The sequence below is a fragment of the Halorubrum sp. SD626R genome, assembly GCF_001261915.1.
Lineage (GTDB): Archaea > Halobacteriota > Halobacteria > Halobacteriales > Haloferacaceae > Halorubrum.
The window spans coordinates 105,361-121,005 of the sequence record NZ_CVRT01000117.1 but is presented as its reverse complement, the minus strand read 5'-3'; the positions used below and the strand labels follow the sequence as shown (position 1 = coordinate 121,005).

General features: G+C 65.9%; 10 protein-coding genes, 1 tRNA gene and 2 pseudogenes. 7 read left to right on the top strand and 6 right to left on the bottom strand.

What is annotated here, in order from left to right:
- The first annotated feature begins 135 nt into the window (after nucleotides 1-135).
- From SD626R_RS12525 to SD626R_RS16905, 3 genes are read left to right on the top strand one after another with little or no spacing between them, the layout of a single operon-like run.
- Complete coding sequence (locus SD626R_RS12525) at nucleotides 136-1,644, top strand: phenylalanine--tRNA ligase subunit alpha (RefSeq protein ID WP_092566676.1); 1,509 nt, start codon at nucleotides 136-138, stop codon at nucleotides 1,642-1,644.
- A complete protein-coding gene (gene pheT / locus SD626R_RS12520) occupies nucleotides 1,644-3,380 on the top strand; it encodes a phenylalanine--tRNA ligase subunit beta (protein ID WP_092566675.1) in 1,737 nt (578 codons plus the stop codon). The genes SD626R_RS12525 and pheT overlap by 1 nt, the downstream gene beginning before the upstream one ends.
- Nucleotides 3,381-3,423: 43 nt before the next feature.
- Nucleotides 3,424-3,579 carry a hypothetical protein gene (locus SD626R_RS16905; RefSeq protein ID WP_158298335.1) on the top strand — a complete coding sequence of 52 codons (156 nt, stop codon included), beginning with the start codon at nucleotides 3,424-3,426 and terminating at the stop codon, nucleotides 3,577-3,579.
- A 43-nt stretch (nucleotides 3,580-3,622) separates the two neighbouring features.
- Here the strand turns inward: SD626R_RS16905 and SD626R_RS12515 are convergent, their stop codons facing one another.
- The 4 genes from SD626R_RS12515 to SD626R_RS12500 form a co-directional block, all read right to left on the bottom strand.
- Entirely contained in the window at nucleotides 3,623-4,792 is a 1,170-nt protein-coding gene (locus SD626R_RS12515) for an aminopeptidase (protein ID WP_092566674.1), read from the bottom strand.
- Between the two features lie 491 nt (nucleotides 4,793-5,283).
- Complete coding sequence (pepF, locus tag SD626R_RS12510; protein ID WP_092566673.1) at nucleotides 5,284-7,083, bottom strand: oligoendopeptidase F; 1,800 nt, start codon at nucleotides 7,081-7,083, stop codon at nucleotides 5,284-5,286.
- A gap of 75 nt (nucleotides 7,084-7,158) precedes the next feature.
- Nucleotides 7,159-7,632, bottom strand: a complete 474-nt coding sequence (gene rimI, locus SD626R_RS12505) for a ribosomal protein S18-alanine N-acetyltransferase (protein ID WP_092566672.1) — start codon at nucleotides 7,630-7,632, stop codon at nucleotides 7,159-7,161.
- A 78-nt stretch (nucleotides 7,633-7,710) separates the two neighbouring features.
- Complete coding sequence (locus SD626R_RS12500; RefSeq protein WP_092566671.1) at nucleotides 7,711-9,261, bottom strand: PAS domain-containing protein; 1,551 nt, start codon at nucleotides 9,259-9,261, stop codon at nucleotides 7,711-7,713.
- A gap of 299 nt (nucleotides 9,262-9,560) precedes the next feature.
- Here SD626R_RS12500 and SD626R_RS12495 point away from each other — a divergent pair.
- A tRNA-Arg gene (locus tag SD626R_RS12495) sits at nucleotides 9,561-9,633 on the top strand.
- Between the two features lie 206 nt (nucleotides 9,634-9,839).
- Here SD626R_RS12495 and SD626R_RS17530 read toward each other — a convergent pair.
- Complete coding sequence (locus SD626R_RS17530) at nucleotides 9,840-10,121, bottom strand: sensor histidine kinase (RefSeq protein WP_394324704.1); 282 nt, start codon at nucleotides 10,119-10,121, stop codon at nucleotides 9,840-9,842.
- Nucleotides 10,122-10,124: 3 nt separating this feature from the next.
- A pseudogene (locus tag SD626R_RS17525) lies at nucleotides 10,125-10,496 on the bottom strand (phosphoglucosamine mutase); the annotation flags it as partial.
- A 969-nt stretch (nucleotides 10,497-11,465) separates the two neighbouring features.
- Here SD626R_RS17525 and SD626R_RS12485 point away from each other — a divergent pair.
- The 3 genes and pseudogenes from SD626R_RS12485 to SD626R_RS12475 all read left to right on the top strand — a co-directional run bounded on the left by SD626R_RS12485 (nucleotide 11,466) and on the right by SD626R_RS12475 (nucleotide 15,644).
- A complete protein-coding gene (locus SD626R_RS12485; protein WP_092566670.1) occupies nucleotides 11,466-13,370 on the top strand; it encodes an ABC transporter ATP-binding protein in 1,905 nt (634 codons plus the stop codon).
- A 464-nt stretch (nucleotides 13,371-13,834) separates the two neighbouring features.
- Nucleotides 13,835-14,125 (top strand): annotated as a pseudogene (locus SD626R_RS12480) (MaoC family dehydratase); the annotation flags it as partial.
- Between the two features lie 37 nt (nucleotides 14,126-14,162).
- Entirely contained in the window at nucleotides 14,163-15,644 is a 1,482-nt protein-coding gene (locus SD626R_RS12475) for an acetyl-CoA hydrolase/transferase C-terminal domain-containing protein (protein ID WP_092566669.1), read from the top strand.
- The last annotated feature ends 1 nt before the right edge of the window (nucleotide 15,645 follow it).

The following is a 15,645-nucleotide window of genomic DNA, read 5'->3' as shown; positions in this document are numbered from 1 at the left end:
TGTGATAATCGGGCGCCTCGGCGGGTTAGCGGCGTGTGGACGGTAGGGGAGGAGCCGAACCGCCACGCGCCGTCCCGTGACGGCGACGTGCCGGAACCGTTACCAACCAGCCACACGCGTATGGAGACAACTCGAATGCGACTCCCGGAACGACAGCTCGCGGTCCTCGAGGCCGCGAGCGCGACGGACGAACGGACGATAGACGAGATCGCGACGGAGACGGGCCTCAAGCCCGAGACGGTCGTCGGCGCCGCCTTCGACCTCCGCGACGAGGGGCTGCTGTCCGTCGTCGAGACCGCCGCCGAGACGCTTGACCTCACCGACGAGGGACGACGTTACGTCGACGACGGGCTCCCCGAGACGCGGCTCCACCGGGCGGGGCTCGCGCTCGACGCCGACGAGTCCGCGGTCTCGATGGGGCGGGTCATCGGCGAGGCCGACCTCGACGGGCCCGCGGTCGACATCGCGCTCTCGAACTTCGCGCGCAAGGGGTTCGGCGCGATCGACGCGGGCGAGCTGACCGTCGATCCCGACGCCGAGCCGGACGCCGACCCGGAGGCGGCCGCGCTCGCGGCGCTCGCCGACGGTGAGACCCCGGAGGCCGACGACGCGGTCCTCGAACAGCTCGACTCGCGCGGGCTCGTCGACCGGGGCGAGTCGGTCACCCGGTCAGTGACGCTCACCGACGACGGCGTCGACGCGCTGATGACGGGGGTCGAGGCGACCGAGACCGTCTCGGAGCTTACCCCCGAGCTGCTCGCAAGCGGCGAGTGGCGCGACGTGGAGTTCTCCGAGTACAACGTCGAGGCCGACGCGCCGACGACGCGCGGCGGGCGGAAACACGTGCTCCGCCGGACCGCCGACCGCGTGAAGGACGTGCTGGTCGGCATGGGGTTCCAAGAGATGGAGGGTCCCCACGCCGACAGCGACTTCTGGATCAACGACTGCCTGTTTATGCCGCAGGACCACCCGGCGCGGACCCACTGGGACCGGTTCGCGCTGGACGTCGACCCGATGGACGAGATCCCCGAGGAGCTGATCCGGCGGGTCGAGTCGGCCCACCGGGAGGGGTGGGGCGAGGACGGCGACGGCTACCACTCACCGTGGTCCGAGGAGTTCGCCCGCGAGGTCGCCCTCCGCGGCCACACCACCTCGCTGTCGATGCGCTACCTCTCCGGGATCGCGGGCGCGGAGCTCGATCCCCCGCAGCGCTACTTCTCCGTCGAGAAGGTGTACCGCAACGACACGCTCGACCCGACGCACCTCCTGGAGTTCTTCCAGATCGAGGGGTGGGTTATGGCCGAGGACCTCTCGGTGCGCGACCTGATGGGGACCTTCGAGGAGTTCTACCGGCAGTTCGGGATCACGGACATCCGATTTAAGCCGCACTACAACCCCTACACCGAGCCCTCCTTCGAGCTGTTCGGCGAGCACCCCGAGACGGGCGAGGAGATCGAGATCGGGAACTCCGGCGTCTTCCGCGAGGAGGTCACCGGTCCGCTCGGCGTCGACTGCGACGTGATGGCGTGGGGGCTCGCCCTCGAACGGCTCGCCATGCTGACGACCGGCGCGGAGGACATCCGCGACCTCCACGGGACGCTGGCCGACATCGAGTTCCTGCGGAACGCGGAGGTGAGCTACTGATGCCCGTCGTCGACATCGACACCGACGAGCTGCGCGGATTGACGGGTCGCACCGATACGAGCGACGCGGAGTTCAAAGAGGACCTGTTCGGGCTCGGCCTGGAGTTCGAGGGCGAGACCGACGACGGGCTCCTCCAGTTCGAGTTCGCGCCCGACCGGCTCGACCGGCTCTCGGTCGAGGGCGTGGCGCGCTCGCTGCGCTACCACTACGGCGACGACCGCGGCGTCTACGTCCCCGAGACGAACGACCCCGAGTGGACGATCGAGGTCGACGAGACGGTCCCCGACGAGCGCCCCTACGTCACGGGGGCCGTGATCCGGGGCGTCGACCTCGACGAGGGCGCGCTCGAATCCCTCATCCAACTCCAGGAGAAGCTGCACGCGACGATGGGGCGCGGCCGCGCGAAGGGCGCGATCGGGATCCACGACCTCGCGATGATCAAGGGCGCGCCGCTCCAGGAGGGGTCCGAGCCGTCGATCACCTACCGCGGCGTCGAGCCCGACGGCGAGGCGTTCGTCCCGCTGGACGCGAACGACGAGCTGACCCCGGCCGCGGTGTTAGAGGAGCACGACACGGGCCGGACGTACGCCGACCTCGTCGAGGACCTCGACCGCTACCCCGCGATCTACGACGAGCTCGGGCTCTTCTCGTTCCCGCCCGTCATCAACGGGAAGCGCACCGAGGTGACGACCGGCTCCCGCGAGCTGTTCGTCGAGCTCACCGGCACCGACCAGTGGACGATCGACCGGATGTGTAACATCGTCTGCTACGCCCTCTCGGCGCGGGGCGCGACCATCGAGGAGGTCGAGGTGAACTACGCCGACGGCGCGGCCGCCCCCGACGAGTACGGCGCCGAGCTCGTCCGCCCGAACTTCGACACCGACGAGAAGTCGGTGACCCACGACCGGATCGAGACCCTGCTCGGCGTCGACTTCGAGTCCGAGGAGGTGGTCGACTGCTTCGAGCGCGCCGGGCTCGACGCCGCCTACACCCTCGACGAGGACGTGACGTACGAGGTCGAAGTTCCGCCGTACCGGGTCGACGTGCTCCACCCCCTCGACCTCGTCGACGACGTGGGGCGCGCGTACGGCTTCGACGAACTGGAGCCGCGCTACCCCGACGTGGGGACCGTCGGCGGCCGCCACGAGCGCTCTCGGCTGGAGGACGCGGTCCGGACGAGCCTCGTCGGGCTCGGCTTCGAGGACCTGCTCAACTTCCACATGACGAGCGGGACCGAGAACTACGACCGGATGAACCTAAAGCCCGGGAGCGACGTCGTCGGCGGCGGCGACCCCGTCGAGATCACCGAGCCGTACAGCGAGGAGTACACCCAGCTCCGCACGTGGGCGCTCCCCTCGCTTGTCATGCTGTTAGAGCGGAACACGCACAACGCGTACCCGCAGGACGTCGCCGAGGTCGGCTTCGTCGCCGAGCGCGACGACGCGGCGAACACGAGCGTCGCCGAGCGCCGCCACGTCGCCGGCGCGGTCGCCCGGCGCGACGCCTCCTACGAGGCCGCGAAGGGTCGCCTGCAGGCGGTGTGCGACGACTTCGGCGCCGAGCTGGAGACGCCCCGCACCGAGCATCCGTCGTTCATCGACGGGCGGACCGCCGCGGTCGAGATCGACGGCGAACGGGTCGGCGTGATCGGCGAGGTGCATCCCGCGGTCCTCGTCGAGCACGACTTGGAGGTCCCGGTCGCCGCCTTCGAGTTCGACCTCGACGCGCTCCGATAATTTGACCACAAGGCATATATTTATTTTCGCGTATCCGTCGGGTATGAATTGCGAACGCTGCAGCGAGGACGCGTCGGTCTCACACCACGACGTCGACGGGTTCGCCTACTACCTCTGCGTGCCGTGCGCGGAGGAGTGGGAGGCGGTGCGCGACGCGACGACGGTCGTCGATGCGGCCGGGCGGTCGCCGGCGCGGTAGCGGTTCGGCGGCGCTGCCGTCGGGCAGTCGTGGCCGGCGAGAGCTACTCCCCGAACTCCCCCTCCCACCGGAACGTCCCGTTCCGCCGGACGACCTCGCCGTCGACCTCCATTCGGGAGTCGGTGCTCACGTCGCTTATCATGTCGACGTGGACCGCGCTGTCGTTCCCGGACTCTCCCTCCGGGAGACAGGCGTCGTAGGCCCGGCCGACCGCCATGTGAACGGTGTCGCCCATCTTCTCGTCGAAGAGGATCGAGTCGGTGAAGCGGTCGATCCCCCGGTTCATCCCGATTCCGAGCTCGCCGAGCCGCCGGGCGCCCGCGTCGGTGTCGAGGACGCCGGCGAGCGCGTCCTCGCCGGCCTCGGCCGAGAAGTCGACGACCTCGCCGGCCTCGAAGACGAGGTGTACGTCCCGGACGCGGGTCGCGTCGATCGTCATCGGCACGTCGAAGAAGGCCTCACCTTCGGTGTCGTACGGCGCGGTGAACACCTCGCCGCTCGGGAGGTTGTGAGAGTCGTACGCCACGGAGGCCGCGGAGTTGACCGCGGTGCGACCCGCGATCGACATCGTCACGTCGGTGTCGGGGGCGTCGTCGCGCTCGGTGACGATCCGGACCGCCTCGCCGGCGTCGAGGGCGTCTTTCATCTGGGCCATCTCGTCGGCGAGCGCCTCCCAGTCGCGAAGCACCGCGTCGTACACGAAGTCGCGGTACTCCTCGTAGGCCATCCCCGCCTGCTGGGCGAGAGAGCGAGTCGGGTGGACCGTCGACACCCAGTCGGTGTCCATCCGGGCCTCGCGGACGCCTTTCCTGGCTGTGGCGTACGCCTGCCGCGTCTCGCTCGCCACGTCGGCGGCCGCGGTGGTGTTGCGCCCGCCCCCGATCCGGAGGTAGGCGTCGGCGGCCTCGAAGAGCGCGCGGTCGACCGCCGGATCGTCGTCGAAGTCGGGGACTCCATCGGTGTCGTCGTCGACGTCGTTGCCGTTGCGGTCACCGTCAGCTCTCGTCTCGGCGCCTTTTAAATAGGCGCGGGACAGCTCGTCGGAGCCGTACAGCGTCGTGGCGTTCGCCCCGCGCTCGCCGAGCGCCTCGGCGACGGCGACGCCGAGATCGTGGGCGTCCTCGGCGACGCTGACGACGACGTCGTCGCCGGCCTCGACCCGCGCGCTCCAGTCGACGAGCACCGCGGCGTGCTCGCGTACGCGTTCGTCCATTACGCCGTGTGTGTTCGGGGAAGCGTAAATCGGTGCCGGGATGGTGATTATTTATAATCGGTCGACGTCACGGCGACGGATTCCGACGACGCGTCGGTCGCCTATCTATGAGTAACTCCTCGGGAATCGGCGAAGAACACCGCCAAAGCCCCAGTCGCGCTCGGCTCCCGCGGCTCGCTGCGCTCCTCAGTCGTTCGCTTCGCTCACTCCCTGCGGTGCTTGGGTCGCCGAGGTTCGCCGATCGCGACTGCCCCTTGAGTACCATCCAACCGCACAGCAACCGCACCTCACGCCTCCCCAGCCTCGTCACCGGACGTAGTCCGGTTTCAAGCGAGAGCTTCGCTCTCGCCCTGTCGCTGGCACCCTTCGCTTCGCTCCGGGAGCCAGCGACTCCCTCGCGCGTGCTGCTCGGCCGCGAAGCGGCCTCGCAGGCACGCGCCACCGCAGTTCCGTGTATAAAAGAGAGCGTCAGTCAGATCGCCGCCGACGGACTACTCAAGATCGAGCAGCGCCGCGATCTCGTCGAGGTAGTCGTCGTATATCCCGACGGCGGACTCGATCGGCTCGGGCGACGCCATGTCGATGCCGGCGAGCTCGACGACGTTGAGCGGGTAGTCGGAGCCGCCGGCCTGCAGCATCTCGCGGTAGTCGGCGGCGGCGGACTCGCCCTCGTCGAGGACGCGCTCGACGATCGCGGCCGCGGCGGAGATGCCGGTCGCGTACTGGTAGACGTAGAAGTTATAGTAGAAGTGCGGGATCCGCTCCCACTCGCGCTCGATACCGCCGGTCAGCTCGGCGGGCGCGTAGTAGTCGCCCTTCAGGTCGGCGTAGATCTCGTCGAAGGCGTCGGGCGTGAGCGCGTCGCCGGCCTCCACGCGCTCGTGGATCTCCTGTTCGAACGTCGCGAACATCGTCTGCCGGAAGAGGGTCGAGCGGAAGCGTTCGAGGTACTCGTCGAGCACGTGGGTGCGGAGCTCGTCGTCCTCGACGGTGTCGAGCAGGTGGTGGGTGAGCAGCGTCTCGTTGACCGTGGAGGCGATCTCCGCGACGAAGATCTCGTAGCTCGCGTCGTGCCACGGCTGCGCGTCGCCGGCCAGCTCGGAGTGCATCGAATGGCCGAGCTCGTGGGCCAGCGTGAACAGCGAGGCGATGTCGTCCTGGTAGTTCATCATGATGTACGGCTGGGTGTCGTAGGTGCCCGACGAGAACGCCCCGGAGCGCTTCCCGCGGTTCTCGTAGACGTCGACCCACCGCGAGTCGAGCCCCTCGGCCATCCGCTCCTGGTACGCGTCGCCGAGCGGCGCGACCGCCTCGGTCACCCACTCGACCGCCTGGTCGTACTCGACATCCGGCCCCTGGTCGCCCGTCAGCGACATGTAGAAGTCGTGGCTCTCGAGCTGGTCGACGCCGAGGGCTCGCTCCTTCAGGTCGGCGTGCCGGTGGAGCACGCCGAGGTTATCGTCGACCGTCTCGACGAGGGTGTCGTACACCGCGACGGGGACGTTCGAGCCGTCGAGCGCGGCGGCGCGGGCGGAGTCGTAGCCGCGGATCTCGGCGCTCGTCGCGTGCTCGCGGACGGCCTTTTCGAGCGCGGTGCCGACCGTGTTGCGCACGTCGCCCCACTGCTCGTAGAACGTCTCGTGGACGCGCTCGCGGAACTCCCGGTCCGGGTTCGTCTGGAGCTTCGTGAAGTTCGACTGCGTGATCTCCACCGGCTCGCCGTCGGGGTCCTCGACGACGCCGTAGGTCATGTCGGCGTTCGTCAGCATCGAGTAGATCTCGCTCGGCGCGTCGGTGACCTCCGAGAGGTCGGCGAGCACCCCCTCGACCTCCGCCGAGCGCGTGTGGGCTTTCATCCGTAACACGTCGTCGAGGTAGTGCTCGTACGCCGCTAAGGCGGGCTCGCTGTCGAGGAACTCCTCGACATCGTCCTCAGTGAGCGTCTGGAGCTCCGGTTCGAGGTACGAGAGCGCGCTCGACGCCTCGGAGCCCAGCGAGGACGCCCGCGCGGACATCGCCTGGTACTCCTGGTTCCGCGTGTCCTCGGCGCTGCGGAGGCGGGCGTACGTCGTCACCTGTTGGAGTTCGCGGAAGATCTCCTCGCGGAGTTCGAGCAGCTCTAGGAGGGTCGCGGCGTCCTCGGTGACGCGCCCCTCGTAGTCGCGCAGCTCGTCGATGCGGTCGGCGACCGTCTCGTAGCCCGCCTCCCACGCCTCGTCGTCCGCGTAGATGCCCTGAAGGTCCCACTTGTACGCCTCGTCGATCTCCGCCCGCTCGGGAACCGAACTCATACCGATCGGTTCGGGCCCGGCGCACTAAGCCTTGTCAAACGCGGGAGCTCGCGGCGGCGCGAGCGGGGCGAGCGATCACGCTTCCGTCGCCCACTCGCCGAGGTCGACGACGAGCACGATGGCGTCCTCCCCGTCTCGGTAGTAGTTCGAGACGCGGCGGACCGGCTCGAACCCCTCGTCCGCGTACAGCGACCGCGCGACCGCGTTGCTCTCGCGAACCTCCAGGCGCACGACCGCGACGCCGACCCCGCGGAGCCGCGCGAGCGCCGATCGGAGGAGCCCCCGTCCGAGCCCCTCCCCCCGCGCCTCCGGGTGGACCGCGAGGTCCTTGACGTGGCCGATGTCGCGGCCGTGGTTCGGCGTGGAATCCGCGACGACGTAGCCGACGATCCCGTCGTCGCGCTCGGCCACGAGGAACGCCGGCTCGTCGAGCAGCCGCTCGAAGGCGTCGTACGGCCACGGGTCCGCGAAGCACGCCCGCTCGATCCGCACCACCGCGAGCAGGTCCGCGCGCTCGACCCGGCGGATCGCGGCGTCGACGGGGATCACGGTCGGGATTGGCGGGCGGGAAAAATAAACGCGACGGGACGGCGGGACCCGCGGGCGGTCACCGGACGATCCGCCGCCTCAGCCGTCGATCCACGGCTCCGTCTCCGGGACCGCGCCGGGGTCGGGCGCCCGGATTGCGAAGCGGGCGCCGTCGAGGCGGGGCGCCTCGGGCGGGAGCGGGAGGTCGGCGTTCGGGCGGAGCTCGACGGTCCACCCGTGCGACTCGACGATCTCGCGGACGATGTCGAGGCCGTACCCCGTCCCGTCGGGGCTGGTGGTGAAGCCGGGTTCGAAGGCCTCCTCGCGGTGCGCCGGGTCGATCCCGGGGCCGTCGTCGGCGACGATCATCCCCTCATCGGTCGCGCTCGCGGCGACCGTGAGGTCGGCGTCGGCCTCGCAGGCGTGTTCGACCGCGTTGCGGAACAGGTTCTCCAGCGCCTGCCGCAGGCGCCCGCGGTCGCCGCGGACCCGGGCGTCGGCGCCGACGACGAGCGTCGCGTCCCCGCTCCCGGCGGTCGCCCACGCGTCGCGGACGACCCCTTCGAGGTCGAACTCGGTCGGCTCGTCGATCCCCGACCCCTGCCTAGCGAGCGTCAGCAACTCGGAGACGAGCCGGTCGATCCGGTCGACCGCGCGCTCGCCGCGCTCCAGCGGGTCCGTGTCTCCCTTCAGCCGCGCCATCTCCATCGACCCGCGGATCACGGACAGCGGGTTCCGGAGGTCGTGCGAGACGATGCCGGCGAACCGGTCGAGCCGCTCGTTGCGGTCGGCGAGCCGGCGCTCGCGCGCCTTCCGCTCGCTCACGTCCCGCGAGTTGACGAGGAGGCGACCGACCACGACGTCGTCCGGGAGGGGCCGCGTCCGCGACTCCAGCCAGACCCAGTCGCCGTCGGCGGTGCGGTACCGGTACTCCATGGTGGGCGCCGCCTCCGGGTCGGCGAGCGCGCGGTAGAACCGCTCCGTCACGCGCTCGCGGTCGTCCGGGTGGACGTAGCCGAGCGGCGACCGACCGACGGTCGACCCCTGCTCGTAGCCGAGCACCTCCTCGACGGACGGGCTCTCGTACCTGACCCGGCCGTCGGCGTCGACGACGGTGACGAGGTCGGTGCCGTACTCCAGGAACTGCCGGAACCGCTCCGGGAAGGCGCGGTCGACGTCGACCCGACGCGCGGTGACGACGCGCCCGCCGAACTCCGGCGCGAGCTCCTCGTCGACGACGGACTCGACCCAGACGAAGCCGCCGCTCGCGTGCCGGATCCGGTGGGTGACGGTCCGGTCGGTCGCGACCGCCGAGAGCGCGTCGGCGACCGGGTCGCGGTCGTTCGGGTGAACGCGCTCCAGCAGGTCGTCGCCGAGCAGCGCCTCGCGATCGACGCCGAGCACCGCGGGCACCGACGGGCCTGCGAACAGCACCTCGCCGTCGACGGCGACGGCCGCGACGAACCGGTCGGGACCGGGATCGACCGCGGCCGGACGGTCCGCCGCGTCGACCGGGGATTCGGGTGTCGGATCGGGGCTTGATCCCCCGTCGGTGGTCGAGCGGCGCCGATCCGGGGGCGTTCGCTCCCCCTCGTCTCCCGAGGCGTCGCTCTGCGGGGCGGACGATCGATCGCTGGGACGGAGGGTCACAGGCGTTCTGTCCACGCTACGGACGGGCGGGTATAAACCCCCGCGCCGCGGGTATCAAACAAGATAATCACCTGGAGAATCCGGGGACGGTGAGACAGCGAACGGCGAGCCGCGAGCGCTACTGCGGGCGCGTCTGTGCGGTGACGGCGTCGGGGAGACGGAGGTGTCGTGACGCGTTCGGACGGACGACGAAGCTCGGTGGCAGCGCGGCTTCGGGCGATGACGGGCGGCCGCCGTCGAGCGGTCTCGACGCACCGAGTCAGAAGGGTTAAACGCGCGCCGCGGATACCCGGTCGTGAGGGCGCGTAGCTCAGCGGACAGAGCACTTGGTTCCGGACCAAGATGCCGCGGGTTCAAATCCCGTCGCGCCCGTATCGTTCTAATTGCATGACTGCACCGGGGTAAACGCCGCGATAGTCTGAGACGCGTGCTTTCCTTCGACAGATGACTGTATAGGTGTATCAGTGGGGTTCGCGTACAGCCCTCTGGACTGGGATAGAGAAAATCAATTGCTGATTGACTCGCTCTCCTCACTCGTTTGAGTCAGGCATCCCGATCCCCCAATCGAGTATACAAATCTATTCAGCGATGAATTCGACATTGGTGATCTCAAACCGCGCCCCATCCTTGGGACCATCAGCTACGCGAATGCTCCACCCGTGAGCCTGCGCCACTTGCGTAACGATGGTCAATCCGAAGCCAGTTCCGTCTTTAGCGGTTGAGTAGCCCGCCTCAAACACGGCTTGCTGTTTGTCTTCCGGGATACCCAAACCGGTGTCTTCGACGTAGAACCCGTCGTCCAATTCGCCAACAGTGATAGACACGTCTTCGCCGCCGTGCTCAGTCGCGTTTCGAAACAGGTTCTCAACGAGTTCCGTAATGCGAGCGTTTGCGTCTTCACCGAACGCCCGTCCATCTGCCGCCCAGAGCTTCATCCCGTTGTCTGGAGCCGGGTTATGTGAAGCGGTAACGACAACACCGGCGTCGGCCTCTTCGCGGACGACAGTCCGCGCGACGGTCGGAGTCGGCTGGACGCCGACATCGATCACGTTGCCGCCACACTCCGTGACCCCGGCTGAGACGGCGCGGCTCAATGTCTGCCCGCTTTTGCGGGCGTCGCGCCCGAGGACGACCGTCTGTGCACCGTCGGTTACAAGCGCTCGTCCGATATCGAGTGCGAGAGCGGCCGTAACCTCATCGCCAACGCGGCCCCGTACGCCGCTAGTTCCAAACATACCGCCGCTTCTGTTCAACATGGCAAGGTTCTTCGGATCTGTCTGTCGGGTAGAACTTCGGGGTGACATTCTAAGAGAGCACGTTCTGATATTGTTTTTTTTACAGCAACCGGCTGATTGTGGTATATTCACTCAAACATTAGAGCGACAATCACGTAGATTCTCTGAGTACCGGTTGATATTCGCTGACAGTGGTTCCGATCATAGTGAGTATGACAAAGACCCCAATGATGACGAGCAATCCTCCGAAGACCGGTTCAGATTGCTGTGTTGAACAGCGATTTTATCCACCGATATCGTCGATTTAGAAGGGTTAAGCCGAGGAAATCGAATTTGGTATGGAAATCGACATCCTCGAATTCATCAAGCAGTGTTGTGACCTAGACAAACTCAGAGAATTATAGGTTCGTACTTTGCAGAGGCGATCTCGCTGCTTGGGGGATAATTACTTATTATTCCGCTCATATTTGGTAGATATGAATAAGAAAATTCAGTCAGTACTTGTCCTAAGCATGGTACTACTGTTATTCACCGGAGTGGCTGCCGCTGAGAGTCTTGGTTCTGGCGATATTGAGTTTCTCAACGGACTGTTTGGCATTTTTGAGACGTTCTTCTCAGAGCTGAAAGCGTTGACCAGCGCATAAGCTGTCCAACGAGCGTTGTATCGAGACTCTTTCTCGTCCCGTTGACTAGTGAACGTCAAGAACGGCTTGAGACGCTGTATCGACTGCTCTGTTGAATAGCGGTGATTGGGTGGACAAAGCAGATATGAATCGACTCGTCATCTGGTGAACTGTATGGTCTCGAAGTTGGTGCCGATAGGCCGGCACTCAACAACCGCTATTCAATACAGCAGTAGCAACAACGATGCTGTCAACCACGGAGCTTGCCGATGCTTCCGTATACAGCTGAGCGGTTCAACACGTCCATGTCATCGGATACTTGTGCGCGAGCACGCTATCAAATGTAGTGACAGACGACCACGGCGGGTTTGAACACGCTCGGGAGAACGTTGACGGCCACCCGATGGTGAGTTTGCTCGGCTACGCTAAACGCTACTGGCCGACCCTCACGCTCGGCGTGCTTGCCGCGTTCCTCACGAGGTTTGCCCGACTGGTCCCACCGATTGTCGTCGCAGCTGCCATCGATCGAGCGATCCGCGGCTCGGCCGACGCGGGACTGTTGACCGACGTGGGCTTGCTGCCGCCAGGTGAGATCACCGGCGAAGCGGCCCGCCTCGCGGTGCTCGAACAGCTCGTACTCATCGCGGTGCTTGCGTATCTGGTCCGGTCGCTCGCTCGGTTTGTGTCACGGTATCTGCTTCAAGCGACTGCCCAGAAGGTTCAGCGTGATCTGCGAAACGACACGTACGACCATCTCCAGCGGCTCTCGATGGATTTCTTCGCCGATCATCAGACCGGCGGTATGATGTCGATCCTCAACAGCGATATTAATCGGCTTGAGCAGTTCCTGAACACGGAGTTCCGACAACTCATCCGCGTGGTCGCAACGGTCGGTGGGATTGCGATCATCCTGTGGACATACTCACCGAAGTTGGCGCTCATCGCGCTTGCACCAGTCCCGGTCATCGGACTGGCTAGTGGTCAGTTTCTCACCTGGATCGAGCCCCGGTATAAGTCGATTCGAGAGACCGTCGCTCGACTGAACACGCGGCTTGAGAACAACCTGGGGGGCGCTGCGGTGATTAAGGCGTTCGACCGGTACGGCTTTGAGCAGAGTCGGGTCGCTGAGCAGAGCGAAGCGTACCACGACGAGAAGGTTGCGGCGCTACAAATCCGACGTGGATTCTTTGCGACGCTACGGCTGTTAACCGGCGTCGTGTTCGTCCTCGTTCTTTACATCGGTGGCACTGATATCATCACCGGCGTTCCCGGTGAGGCAGGGGTGCTGACCCTTGGTGGGTTCGCGCTCTTTTTCCTTCTGTTGCGGCGGCTGTACTCGCCGATGCGCCGGGTCGGGAAGTCAGCAAATAAGTACCAGCTTGCGAAGTCCAGTGCCGAGCGCGTGTTCGGGTTGCTCGGCCGTGAGCCAACTATTACGAGTCCCGACTCGCCGCACACTCCTGAGTCGATTGACGGGGAGGTCACGTTCGAAGATGTTACGTTCGCCTACGGGGACCGCGAGCCTGTCCTTCATGATGTCTCGCTTGATGTGCCGGCGGGGACGACAATCGGCCTTGCTGGGGCGACTGGGGCCGGAAAGTCAACACTCCTGAAACTCATTCCTCGGTTCCACGATGTCGATGACGGAGAAGTCCGGGTTGACGGGACTGATGTCCGGGAGTATGATCTACAGTCGTTACGAGACGCTATCGCCATTGTTGAACAGAATCCATACCTGTTTTCGGGGACTGTCGCGGAGAATATCGCGTACGGCGACCGCGAGACACTTGAGGCCGAGTGGGCGGAGGAACCTGACACAAGCGCCCGCGCTCGGGTTGAGCGGGCAGCTGAAGCCGCCGCGGCTGACGAGTTTATCGAAGATCTCCCCGATGGATACGACACGCAAGTCGGCGAGCGAGGTATCAAACTCTCGGGCGGGCAGCGGCAGCGCCTCGCTATCGCCCGGGCACTGCTCAATGACCCCGAGATCATCGTTTTTGATGAGGCCACATCGGATGTTGATACGGAGACTGAAGAGCTGATCCAGGAGAGTCTTGAGCGGCTGGTCGAGGAGCGGACCGCGTTCATCATTGCCCACCGGCTTTCAACGATTCAGAACGCAGACGAGATCGTTGTCATGGATCAGGGTCAGATAGTCGAGCAGGGCAATCACGAAGAACTGGTTGCGGGCGAGGGAACATATGCGAATCTCTGGCAGGGGCAGGCTGAGGCTTCTGCTGCTGACGACTGACGCCCAGCTAGGATCCCGCTGTGTCCTCCGACATGCTTGATGGCGGATTCAGTGATTATGCCACTCACTAAGCAGCACCTGCTCAGTCTGACGGAGCTGTTCAACCGATGGCGAACCCTCATTGACCGTACACGCAACTGTCTCCTCGCCAGACCGATCACAGACGATGACGTCATGACGCTCAAGCTGCGCGAGTGTACGTTCTAAGGCAGCCTCATCGTCCACGCCACTGAGCTGTCTGAGGTCACTGACATCAAGCGTGGTCTGTGGCTCGCTGAGGAAGGTCGCAACCAGTTTCGCCTCTGGATGGTCGCCAAACACCCACGTCAGCGGCGTGTCCTCTGCATACGCGTCTCGCTGTGACCGCTCACTGCGCTCTTTGTTCCCATCAGTGTCGTTTGGTGCAAAACGTCTGGTGAGCGTGGCGCGGAGCTCACGAGCCCGGTTCACCGGCAAGTGATTGCGCAAACGCGACTGCCAACCTGGGGTACGACGACGTGACCCATCACGCCCCCGTGTTCCACGGTGATACGATATTCTCGGAGTCCGAAGTGCTATCAAAACGGGAATCTGAGTCGCGTGACCACGTCGGCATCGTCACGACGGAACTACGCGCGTACAACCAGAACGGAGAGCTCGTTCTTTCCTTAGAGCGGACGCCGATAGTGCTGAAGCGAGCTGACGCCCAGCCGACCGCCGAGCGCCCAGCTGGGTGGCCAGAGGAGGTCGGCACGCAGCCGGAGGACCTCCGATGAGCGCTCACACGATCCGACCGGTGGTCGGAGGTGACAGATGACTACCACCCCACCTACACGAGAGAACCCGATCCCGGCCGCACGGATCGTCGGCGATCTCCCGACGGCTGACGCCGCGACGGCCGCCGAGACCGTCGGCGAGGAGGCGACGCTGTTCGTCAGCGGTTTCGGCGGTGTCGGCTACCCGAAGTCGGTGCCGGAGATGATCGCGGCCGGCGACCACCGGTGGTTAACGGTGATTCCCGGCGGCGGCGTCGGCGACGAGATTGACACGGCACTCGTCGAGAGCGGTGACATGGACCGCCGATACCCGTTCCAGACCCGCCCTACGGCTCGTGACGCGATAAACGCCGGCGAGGTGGCGTTCCACGACAGACACATCGCCGACGTGGCGGATGACGTTCGGTTCGACGGGCTCAGAGCAGGAGTGCGCGGCGAGCGCGTGGCGGTGGTTGAGGCAGTCGCAGTCGGGCCAGACTGGCTCGTTCCGACGACGTCGGTCGGCAACACGCCGGCGTTCGTTCGGGCTGCCGACCGGATCATCGTCGAAGTGAACACGGCACAGCCCCTCGACCTCTCGCGGGTGCACGATGTGTACACCCGCGCGGACCCACCGGCCCGGGGTCCGATCCCGCTCTCGACTCCAGCCGAAAGGATCGGCTCCCCCGCAATCCGGTTCGATCCAGACGACCTCGCAGCCGTCGTCCGGACGAACCGCCGCGACGACCCGTACGAGTTCCGCGACCCCAACGACACCGACCAGGCGATAGCCGCCCATTTACAGACGTTTCTCACCGCCGAGATCGCCCGTAATCCGCTCTTCTCTGACGCCGTCACGCTCCAGTTCGGGGTAGGAAGCCTCGGAAACGCGCTGATGAGCGCGCTTACGGAACTCGACATCGGCGACCGACCGCTTGTTTACTTCGGGGAGGTCATCCAAGACGGACTCCTTGACATGGTCGACGCCGGCCGGCTGGCGGGAGCGAGCGCCACGTCGTTAGCGCTGTCGGCAGACGGACAGGACCGGCTGTTCGAGGATGTCAGTCGATACGCCGAAGAGGTCGTCCTCCGCCCGGGGGCCGTCTCGAATGCCGCGGGACCCATCGATCGATTCGGCGTCGCAGCAGTTAATAGCGCCGTCGAGGTCGATCTCCACGGTAACGCCAACGCGACACACATCGGTGGCACACACGTACTCAACGGGATCGGCGGCAGCGGCGACTTCGTCCGGAACGCCCGTCTAAGCATTATCACGCTGCCCGCGACCGCCGCAGACGGCGATATCTCGCGGATCGTTCCCGCAACTGGACATGTCGACCATACCGACCACGACGTCGACGTGGTGGTCACCGAGCACGGAGTGGCAGACCTGCGCGGTCTGTCACTCCGAGAGCGGGCGGCGGCACTCGTCGATATCGCCGATCCGGCGTACAGTTCCGAGTTGGAGGAGTACCGCGAGCGAGTGTCGAAAGAGTCCGGTGCTGCTCCGATGGGGCGCGAAATGGGCGTCGACCTGTAAG